Source organism: Streptomyces sp. NPDC055815, from assembly GCF_053616475.1.
The window spans coordinates 1-9548 of record NZ_JBSHDU010000145.1; the positions used below are offsets into that span (position 1 = coordinate 1).

9 protein-coding genes and 1 tRNA gene are annotated in these 9548 nt (G+C 70.5%); 4 read left to right on the forward strand and 6 right to left on the reverse strand.

The window, feature by feature from the left end:
* Positions 1-207: 207 nt before the first annotated feature.
* From ACWGN5_RS41185 to ACWGN5_RS41200, 4 genes are all read right to left on the reverse strand, one after another.
* A tRNA-Leu gene (locus ACWGN5_RS41185) sits at positions 208-292 on the reverse strand.
* A gap of 109 nt (positions 293-401) precedes the next feature.
* Complete coding sequence (locus ACWGN5_RS41190) at positions 402-1565, reverse strand: oxygenase MpaB family protein (protein ID WP_453523985.1); 1164 nt, start codon at positions 1563-1565, stop codon at positions 402-404.
* A 22-nt stretch (positions 1566-1587) separates the two neighbouring features.
* Positions 1588-2640, reverse strand: a complete 1053-nt coding sequence (locus ACWGN5_RS41195) for a polyprenyl synthetase family protein (protein ID WP_453523988.1) — start codon at positions 2638-2640, stop codon at positions 1588-1590.
* On the reverse strand, positions 2633-2911 hold the full coding sequence (locus ACWGN5_RS41200; RefSeq protein WP_453523991.1) for a polyprenyl synthetase: 279 nt from the start codon (positions 2909-2911) through the stop codon (positions 2633-2635). The genes ACWGN5_RS41195 and ACWGN5_RS41200 overlap by 8 nt, the downstream gene beginning before the upstream one ends.
* Positions 2912-3136: 225 nt before the next feature.
* On the opposite strand from ACWGN5_RS41200, the gene ACWGN5_RS41205 reads away from it, so the two are divergent.
* Together ACWGN5_RS41205 and ACWGN5_RS41210 are read left to right on the forward strand one after the other, a co-directional pair.
* Positions 3137-4003, forward strand: coding sequence for a S1 family peptidase (locus ACWGN5_RS41205; protein WP_453523994.1), 867 nt, complete (start codon positions 3137-3139; stop codon positions 4001-4003).
* 139 nt (positions 4004-4142) lie between these two features.
* The gene (locus tag ACWGN5_RS41210; RefSeq protein ID WP_453523997.1) at positions 4143-4448 is read left to right on the forward strand and encodes an SCO0607 family lipoprotein; all 306 of its coding nucleotides are present in this window, start codon (positions 4143-4145) and stop codon (positions 4446-4448) included.
* Positions 4449-4455: 7 nt separating this feature from the next.
* Here the strand turns inward: ACWGN5_RS41210 and ACWGN5_RS41215 are convergent, their stop codons facing one another.
* Together ACWGN5_RS41215 and ACWGN5_RS41220 are read right to left on the reverse strand one after the other, a co-directional pair.
* On the reverse strand, positions 4456-6180 hold the full coding sequence (locus ACWGN5_RS41215; RefSeq protein WP_453524000.1) for an acyl-CoA dehydrogenase family protein: 1725 nt from the start codon (positions 6178-6180) through the stop codon (positions 4456-4458).
* Positions 6181-6222: 42 nt separating this feature from the next.
* A complete protein-coding gene (locus ACWGN5_RS41220) occupies positions 6223-6780 on the reverse strand; it encodes a PadR family transcriptional regulator (protein WP_453524003.1) in 558 nt (185 codons plus the stop codon).
* Between the two features lie 143 nt (positions 6781-6923).
* Here ACWGN5_RS41220 and ACWGN5_RS41225 point away from each other — a divergent pair, with 143 nt between their 5' ends.
* Positions 6924-9236, forward strand: coding sequence for a macro domain-containing protein (locus ACWGN5_RS41225; protein WP_453524006.1), 2313 nt, complete (start codon positions 6924-6926; stop codon positions 9234-9236).
* A gap of 112 nt (positions 9237-9348) precedes the next feature.
* Positions 9349-9548 (forward strand): hypothetical protein (locus ACWGN5_RS41230; protein WP_453522495.1); only part of this gene is annotated, 200 nt, incomplete at its 3' end.

Genomic DNA, 9548 nt, shown 5'->3' on the forward strand with positions numbered 1-9548 from the left:
GTCGAAGACCATGACCCCGGCTCGGGGGTCCGGAGGGAACGAGCCGCTGTAGACGTTCCGGGTGACCTCGGAGGTGAAGGCTTCACTCGTCCGCCACTCCGCGCCCTTCGGCACCTCGGCCGCGATGCCGCCGAGGACCCCTGACAACGCACGGAAACACCATGTGGTGGCCGGGATGAACCCGACCACCACATGGTGCGTTTCCTGTGTCCGAGGGGGGACTTGAACCCCCACGCCCGATAAAGGGCACTAGCACCTCAAGCTAGCGCGTCTGCCATTCCGCCACCCGGACGGGGTGATTGTCGTTTTGGGGTTTCCCCCGCGGCGACAGAGAACAATCTACCAGGCTTCCGGCGTGCTCCTCACCCACGTTTCCGGTGGTCAGCGGGGTGCCGGGCGCATCACGTGGTGACCGTGGCGGCCGGCGGGGTCCAGCGGCGGTTGCGGGGCGGTCCGGACGGCACGCCGTACTCCTTCTTGAGGTGTTCGGGGATGGCGTAGTGCATGACGCGGCCGCGGGTGAGGGAGGACAGTTCGAGGACGGTGGTGAGGTGGCCGAGGCGGTCCAGGGCCCAGGCGCCCAGCGGGGAGCGGTCCTCGATGGTCTCCAGGACGCCGAGGAGATGGGGGACGGACTTCACGACGGTGTCCCAGGGGGTGCGGGGCACGTCGAGCCAGTCGCCGCACGTGTCGCCGACCAGGTAGCGGATGAGGGCGGAGACGATCGGGTCGAAGAAGGTGCCGGGCACCACCTCCTCGTAGAGGTCGATCAGCTGCCGGGTCAGATGGACGCCCTCGGGGGACGGCCCCATGTGCCGGATCATGTACAGGTCGAGGAAGCGGCGGGCCTCGTCGAGCGTCTTGGGGACGGCCTCCTGGTCGACGCCCAGCATCGCGCCGACCACGCGCCACGCGTAGTAGTAGGCGTCGGCCCCCTCCGAGGACATGTGGATGCCGAGGCGGTGCAGGCTGTCGAGGACCAGCATCGAGAAGAACATCTGCCCGCCGATCATGTCCTCCTGGCAGATCGGCACCCCCAGGGCCTCGACGTCCCAGCGGTTCTCCCGCCTGAGGTGGTGCCGGATGGAGGCGTGCAGCAGGCGGACCTTCTGCGCGGCGGGGATGAAGCGGCTGCCCACCTCGAAGGCGTCGGGCCGCATCAGGTGGACGGTGAACTGGCCGGTCTCCGCCATCCGCTTCGAGGGGTACTTGAGACCGTGCGTCGCCGACAACAGCTTCGCCACGTGCGGGACCAGGTAGCAGGCGGGCATGGAGGCGAAGGACAGCGCGGTGGAGATGTGCACGTTGTTGTCGATGAAGAACAGCCGGGCCTTCTCCATCTCCGCCCAGTCCACCCAGGACGGCGGTGCGCCGGTGGCGTGGAGGTACTCCCGGGCGACCTCGGGCAGCCCGTCCGGCAGCGGGGATCCCGCGGTGGACACGTACCGCATGAGGGTGTTGAAGGTGCCCACCTCCCCGCGTGCGAAGAGGGTGGCGACCGTGGCGTCGGCGAGTTCGTCGCCGGTCCGCCGCAGGGCGTCCATCGACGCCTCGGTGATGCTCATGGGCAGGTCTCCTTGTGCTGCGTCAGGAACGGCGGACGGCAACCGAGTGCGCCAGGGCGGTGAGCGCGGCGGCGGGGGCGGCGGGCAGGTTCAGTTCGTCGAGGGCGTGGAGGGCCTCCCCCACCCGCTCGGTGATCATGGCCTCGACGCGCTCGGGGGCTTCAAGACGCCGCATCACCTCGCGTACGGCCTCCAGGGCGTCCCCGTCGGGCTCGCGCCGGGCCAGCAGCTCGCGCAGCCGCCCGCGCTCCTCGGCGCCGGCGAGCCGCCAGGTCTCGGCGAGCAGGGTCGTGGGCCGGTTCCCGCGGACGTCGTCGGCGCCGGCCTTGCCGGTGGTCCCCGGGTCGCCGAAGAGACCCAGCAGGTCGTCCCTCAGCTGGAACGCCTCGCCCAGCGGCACCCCGTACGCCGAGTAGCCCTCGCGCAGCCGCCCGCCCGCCCCCGCGAGGGCGCCGCCGATCAGCAGCGGCTGCTCGACGGTGTACTTGGCGGTCTTGTAGCGGATCACCTTCAGCGAGGCCGTCGTGTCCGGGGCGGCGCCGGTGCGCAGGATCTCCAGGCACTCCCCGGCGACGAGGTCGCGGGCGAGGGCCGCCCAGAGCGGGCGGGCCCGGCCGAGGTAGGCGGCGGGCAGGCCGCTGGTGACGAAGAGCTGCCCGGCGAGCGACATCAGCAGGTCGCCGACGAGCATCGCGAGCGAGCGGGCTCCGGCGGCGGGCCGCGGATGGTGTTCCACGGCGGTGCGCAGGGCCAGGTGTGCGGTGGGCCGGCCGTGGCGCAGGGGGCTGTCGTCGATCAGGTCGTCGTGCACGACGGCGGCCGCGTGCACGAGCTCCATGGCGGCCGCCGCCCGCACGAGGGCGTCACTGTCGGGCTGTCCGACCGCGCGCCAGCCCCAGTAACAGAAAGCCGCCCGGAGCCGCTTGCCGTCGGCGACGGACGACTCCAGCTGCTCGGCGACCGGGCCGAGCGCCGGGTCGACCGCGGCGAGTTCGGATGCCTCCTGTGCGACGTAGCTCCGGAGTTCCTCGTCGACGCGCGCCTTGAACGCGGCCGACTCCCAGCGCTCAGCCACCGTCGCCGGCCCGTCGCGCCAGCACGTGCCGGGCGAGGACCTCCAGGTGGGCGGGGGGCGGGGTCAGGTACCGGTCGAGCGCGAGCCGGCCGCGCGCCTCCAGGTCCCGCTCCGCGTCGGCCGCCACCTCGGCGGCGTCCGAGCGCCTCAGTAACCCCCGTACGAGCCCGAGGCCCGACCCCAGCGTGCTCACCGCCAGATCGGCGAGCCCCGCCGCCACCAGGATCGCCCGCTCCTCCAGACCCCCACGGGATCCCGTCTCTCGCGTCACATCCACTCCCCACCCGACAGCGTCGACGTCACTGCTTCCAGGGTCGGGGCGGACGTGCGGGGCCGGCGGCGGAACTCACGAACGAGTGATCATTTCGCGGAAGGGTGGACACGGGTCACTCCCAACACCGCACGCCCTCTTGCCACTTGGGCGACTCCCTTCAAAGAATGCACATGACAACCGAAGGATTCTCGGTTGCACGGTCATTCAGAGGGGAACCCCCACATGAAGAAGCCTCTCGCCGGCACCCTGCTCGCCCTGCTCCTGACAGGAGCGGCGGCAGTCCCGGCCGCGGCCTCCGCACCCCGGGAGACGGTCGCCCAGGCACCGGCCGCCGCATCGCAGCCACAGGCCGTGGCCGCCGTCGACTTCGCGGGAACGGTCGCGCTCAGCAACTGTTCCGGCTCCGTCGTCCGCACCCCCAGCTCCCTGCCGTCCGACCCCGCGCTGGTCCTCTCCAACGGGCACTGCCTGGAGACCGGCATGCCGGCGGCGGGCCAGGTCATCAAGGACCGGCGGTCCAGCCGTTCGTTCACCCTGCTCAACTCGGCCGGCAACGGCGTCGGGACGCTGCGCGCCAGCAAGATCGCGTACGGCACGATGACGGACACGGACATCTCGATCTACCAGCTGACCAAGACGTACGCGCAGATACAGAGCACGTACGGCATCAGCGCCCTCACCCTCAACGACGCCCACCCGGTTCAGGGTTCGTCGATCAGCGTGGTCTCGGGCTACTGGAAGCGGATCTACAACTGCAACATCGACGGCTTCGTCTACCGTCTGAAGGAGGGCGGGTGGACCTGGAAGGACTCGGTCCGCTACACCTCCTCGTGCAACACCATCGGCGGCACCTCCGGCTCGCCCGTGATCGACACGGCCACCGGCAAGGTCGTCGCCGTCAACAACACGGGCAACGAGGACGGTCAGAGCTGCACCGTGAACAACCCGTGCGAGGTCGACGAGAACGGCACCGTGACCGTCCGCCAGGGCATCAACTACGCCCAGCAGACCTACACGATCGTTCCCTGCATCGGCCCCGGCAACGTGATCGACCTCAACCGCGCCGGCTGCGCCCTTCCCAAGCCGTAACGGCCCCCGCCGTCTCCGCGGGCCGGCCCGATCCGACCGGCCCGCGGAGACGGAGTACGACGCACCACCAGCTGAGTACGCGTACTCATCACGGGATTCCCGCTCTCGCCGAGACTGTTGTGCACCAGCGAGAGAGGCAATGAACGTGACCATCCAGCAGACCCGCCGCACCCTCCCCGTCCTCGCCGTCGCGGGCCTGACCGCGACCCTGCTCCTGACGGGCTGCGCGTTCCAGATCCAGGATCGGGTCTGCGGCTCCGGCAGCTACCCGGTCAAGGCCGTCGGCAACCCCGACGGCGGGGACTGCGTGGCCGACGGCCAGGAGCCGCCGGAGGGCTGGGTCCGCTACCCGGCCGGCCAGGTGCCCGAGTACGTGGGCGACGAGTGGGACCGCTACTGGGCCACGGTCACCGTGGACGAGAACGGCCGGGTGGTGGCGAACTGACGAATCCTCACGGATTCATCTCGTACGCCCCCGACAGCGCCTCGACGCGCTGCCAGACCCGCCCCGAGCGCGCCTCGTCGACGACGGGGCGGCGGACGGCGCCGAGCGCCCAGAGCTGCTGCTGCTCGGTCGCGGAGTCCTTGCCGTGCAGCTCGACCGCGTGCGCCGAGAAGTCGCGGACGAGGACGGCGAACAGCTCGTCGAGGACGTCCTCGTCGAGACCCGTCAGGGCGGCCTGCTCCAGGACCAGCTGCCCGTGGACGACCAGCGCGAAGAGCTGGCCGACGGCGAGCAGCAGGTCCAGGTCGCGGCTCTGCTCCTCGTCGGGGGCGGCCTTGAGCACGAACTCGCAGAGCGCGTCGGCCTGTTCGCGGAACCGGGCCACGTTGGCGACGTGGGCGTACGTGTCGTAGGCCGGGCGCCAGTCGTGGAAGCGGACCGAGCCGAGACCGCGGGCCGGGCCCTGACGGAAGAGGAACGCGTCGTCGGCCGCGTCGAGGCGGGTCGGGACGGGCTCGTACGCGACCGGGTCGAGGAGGTGGTTGCGCATGAACTTCAGGATCAGCGCCAGGTTGACGTGGACCGTGCCCTCCAGCTTCGGCAGACCGCGGATCTCCACGGCGGCCTCGGCGAAGTAGTTGTCCTTCTCGAAGCCCTTGGCGGCGATGACGTCCCACATCAGGTCGATGACCTTCTCGCCCTCCGTGGTCACCTTCATCTTCGTCATCGGGTTGAAGAGGAGGTAGCGGCGGTCGTCGGGTCCCGCGGTGCGGAAGTAGTCGACGGCCCGGTCGCTGAACAGCTTCATGCCGACGAGCCGGACGTAGGCGTCGGTCAACTCGCGCCGCACGTGCGGGAAGACGGTGACCGGCCGGCCGTACAGGATGCGGTTCTGCGCGTGGGTGACGGCCTCGTACATCGCGTGCTCGCAGATGCCGATCGAGGCGGTGCACAGGTTGAACTTGCCGACGTTGACCGTGTTGAGGGCGGCGTCGAAGGCGGCGCGGCCGGTGTGCAGGACGTCCTCGGCCGCGACCGGGTAGTCCTCCAGACGGAACTCGCTGACGTACTTCGAGGAGTCGACGACGTTCTTGACGAGGTGGTACGCCGGGTGGCGGCTGTCGGCGGCGAAGAAGACGTACCCGTCGGGGCCTTCGACGTCGGTGCGGCGGCCGAAGACGGAGACGAGCCCGGCGGCGTTGCCGTTGCCGATGTAGTACTTGGAGCCGGTGGCCCGGAAGCCGCCGTCGCCGTCGGGCGTGAGCAGCATGTCGGTGGAGTAGATGTCCGCGCCGTGCGACTTCTCGGAGAGGCCGAAGGCGAACACCTCGCCCTGGGAGAGGAGTTCGGCGGCGCGGGCGCGGGCGGCGGCGTTGTCGCTCTGCCAGACCGGGCCGAGGCCGAGGATGGTGACCTGCCAGGCGTACCAGTAGTCCAGGCCGTAGAAGCCGAGGATCTCGTTGAGGGCGGCGATACGGGCGGTGTCCCAGCGCTTGTCGCCCTCGTCCGCGCCGGCGGCGGAGGACGGCGTCAGGAAGGTCGCGAAGAGTCCCTCCTCCGCGGCGAAGGCGAGGAAGTCGCCGAGCCAGGCCCGGGTCCGGTAGTCCTCGATGATCCGGCGCTTGCCGCGCGCCTCGAACCAGTCGACGGTGGCGCGAAGCAGTCGGCGGGTCTCCGGGTCGAAGTGGGCGGGGTCGTAGGTGTGCGGGTTGAACAGCAGCGGGTCGGCCATGACGTCCGCCTTCCAGGGATCGAGGGGTGGGTACGGCGCGGTTCAGCGCCCGGTGTCGAAGCGGGCGAGCGTGGCGAGGACGTCGTCGAGCCAGGCGATCATCATCCGCTCGTAGGCGATGCCGCCGCGGAGCACGGCGTGCTGGAGCTCCCGCTCGGCGTCGAGCGGACCGTCGGTGCCGGACGCAGGGAAGTCCCGGGCCTCGCCGGCGAGGTAGTGCTCCAGGCGGTCGGTGTGCGCCTGCCGGTGCCGCGCGACCTCGCCGATCAGCGCGGCGGGATCGTCGAAGGCGGCACCGCGGATCTTCACCGCGAGGTCGTGCCGCACGCTCTCGGGCTCGATCGGTGCGGCCAGCCACGCGGAGAGCGCCTCCCGGCCGGGCCCGGCGACGGAGTACTCCTTCTTGTCCGGGCGCCCCTGCTGCGGCACGTCCCGGACGTCCACCCAGCCGTCGCTCTCCATGCGCTTGAGCACGCGGTAGATCTGCTGGTGGGTGGCGGTCCAGAAGTACCCGATGGACCGCTCGAAGCGCCGGGCCAGCTCGTAGCCGGATCCGGGCTTCTCGAGCAGGGAGACGAGGATCGCGTGGTCGAGCGCCATGCGCCAGATCTTGCTATGCAACGAGTTGCATAGCAAGGCCGACCGGGCCGGTTGAGACGCGGCTCACCTCGGAGCGAGGGCGTTGTCAGTGGTGCGCGATAGCTTCGAGAACGTTCGGAAGAGGGCACGAGGAGGGGGAATTCGTGGGTGTCGAGCGTGCGTTGAAGGTCGTTCTCGTCGATGTCAACGACGAGGTGGTGGCGGCCTGGAAGTCCGCGTTCGCGGACACGCCGGAGGTCGAGATCCGGAGCGGTTCCGTTCTCGACGTGGACGTCGACGCGTGGGTGTCCCCCACCAATGCGCGGGGCCGGATGGACGGCGGGGTGGACGCCGTCGTCAAGCGCCACCTCGGCGCCGGGGTCCAGGTGCGGGTGCAGCGGGCCATCCGTGAGCGGTTCGGCGGGAGCCTGCCGGTGGGCAGCGCGGTCTGCGTCCCGTCCGGGGCGGCCGTACCGCGGTATCTGATCTCGACACCGACCATGCGGCAGTCCTCGCAGAACGTCAGCGACACGATGAACGTGGCGCTGGCGTGCGCGGCCGCGTTCCAGGCGGTGCACCTGCAGAACCTGGCGAAGCCCGGCAGCATCCGGTCGGTGGCGCTGGTCGGGATGGGCGCGCGGACGGGCCAGGTGCCCGCGCAGGTGTGCGCGAATCTGATGTGGACGGGCTACACCCTGTTCCACGACCACGGGTTCGCGGACTACGACGCGTTGCGGGCGGCGGTACTGGGTCAGCTGGACGACATCGAGGGCGCGGGCCCGACGCAGCGGGTGCGCATCAAGACGCCGGCACCGGCCCAGACACCGGCTTCGACACCGGCACCGGCCCCGACTCAGGCTTCGGCGCCGGCCCCGGCCCAGAAGCCCGCCCCCGCCCCCTCGGACGACCCCCTGGGTCTTGCCGAGCTGTTCAAGGGCGGAGGTGAGCCGTGGCTGCCGCTGCTTCGCCCGGTGATCGAGGCGCAGCCGGGGGCCGGGGCCTTCATCGGCCCTAAGCGGAGCCCCGAGGTGGTCCCGGTGCGGGAGCTGACGTTCCAGGCGCTGAAGCCGCATCCGCCGCACAAGTGGAAGGTGGTCGCCTTCGGGCAGAACCCGTATCCGCGGGCGGAGAGCGCGACGGGCATCGCGATGTTCGACAACACCTTCCACGACTGGAAGGACAGTCAGTTCGGCCGGGTGGTCAGCATCCGCTGCATCATCAAGGCGGCCGCGATGTGGAAGTACGGCATCGCCAAGAAGACGCCGATCGCCGATGTCCGGGCGCTCCTGAAGAAGGAGGACACGGTCCAGCCGCCGGAGTGGTTCCAGGCGATGCTCACGCAGGGCGTGCTCCTGCTGAACGCCTCGCTCACGGCGAGTGCGGACGGTGCGGTGCCGACGGATCAGCACACCTCCTTCTGGCGGCCGGTCGCCGAGCAGATCGTGGAGGAGATCCTCCGGGCGAAGCAGGATGCCGCGGACGAGGAGGACCGCGGGGTGGTGTTCGCCTGGTGGGGCGCGCACGCCAGGAGCCTGAAGAGGGTCGTCCAGCGCCTGGAGAAGAAGTACCCGGGGGTCGAGGTCCGGCATCTGGACCACGCGAATCCGGCGGCCCAGGGGGACATCTTCTGCGAAGGTGACCATTTCGCCCAGGTGAACGACGCCCTGGCGGCGGTGGGGGCGGAGCCGGTCGACTGGCTGCCGAGCAAGGGCTGGGACCAGCACACGACCGACACCGCCGGCTCCGAGCGGATGGGCGCGTTCATCGCGTCGACGATGGAGCTGCACCAGCTCTATCTGGAGCGGCTCACGAGCGTCAAGGACGAGGGGCTCGTCCTGCCGCCGATCACCGGAGTCTTCGACACCCCGCTGATGGACTTCCGGAAGGCCGTCGAGCCGGTGACGCGGGTCCTGGCGAACCTGGACCGGTACGTCGAGCGGTCGGCCCGGTTCGCGGAGACGAAGACGGCGCAGCCGGAGGCCGTCGGCGGCCTGTCCGCCGACGCGATCTCCGCGCTGTACCTGTACACGTGCGAGTCGGCGTTCTACCGCGAGATCAACGCCGTGCTGAGGTCCCCGGACCGGGAGCGGCTGAGCCCGTACCTGCCGTACCTGCGGCTGCTGTTCTCGGCCGTGGCCGATCTGCCGGCGCAGACCCGGCCGCTGTGGCGGGGCGTGGCCCTGGACCTGCGTTCCCAGTACCCGCTGGGGCGCACGGTGACCTGGTGGGGCGTCTCGTCCTGCACGTCGGAGCCGGGCGTGGCCCGGGCCTTCCTCGGCAGCCGCGGCCGCCGCACCCTCTTCGAGGTGACGCCGGCGCGTGCGGTGGGGATCCGCCGCTTCTCCGCGTTCACGGGCGAGGAGGAGTACATCCTCACCCCGGGCACCCAGTTGAAGGTGACGGACGTGAAGACCGAACGCGGCGGCCTGTGCACGGTCCGCCTGACGGAACTGGAGGGCCAGGGGCTGGTGTCGTAGCCGCTGCCCCGGGCGGCGGGAGGGGGGCCGCGTTGATCGTTTGCGGCCCCCATGACACAGTATTCGCACTCGCATTCTGCAAAGAGATGTGCGTACGGGGGGAGTTCCGATCATGGCTGTCACGGTGCCGGACTGGGCGGACACGCTGCTCGACCTGGTGGGGGTCAACTGGCCCAACGTCGACGAGGACGCCTACCGCGAAATGGCGGACGCGCTGCGGGAGTTCGCGGACGACCTGGCCGATGACGGTCAGCTCGCCAACAACCACATGGAGCGTCTGCTGTCGTCGGGTCACGGCGAGGCGATGGACGC

What these genes read in the sequence shown, in the direction of transcription:
- ACWGN5_RS41210 (WP_453523997.1), top strand. Translation starts at nt 4,143, where the DNA reads ATGAACGTGACCATCCAGCAGACCCGCCGCACCCTCCCCGTCCTCGCC.
- ACWGN5_RS41205 (WP_453523994.1), top strand. Translation starts at nt 3,137, where the DNA reads ATGAAGAAGCCTCTCGCCGGCACCCTGCTCGCCCTGCTCCTGACAGGA.
- ACWGN5_RS41190 (WP_453523985.1), bottom strand. Translation starts at nt 1,565, where the DNA reads ATGAGCATCACCGAGGCGTCGATGGACGCCCTGCGGCGGACCGGCGAC.
- ACWGN5_RS41220 (WP_453524003.1), bottom strand. Translation starts at nt 6,780, where the DNA reads ATGGCGCTCGACCACGCGATCCTCGTCTCCCTGCTCGAGAAGCCCGGA.
- ACWGN5_RS41215 (WP_453524000.1), bottom strand. Translation starts at nt 6,180, where the DNA reads ATGGCCGACCCGCTGCTGTTCAACCCGCACACCTACGACCCCGCCCAC.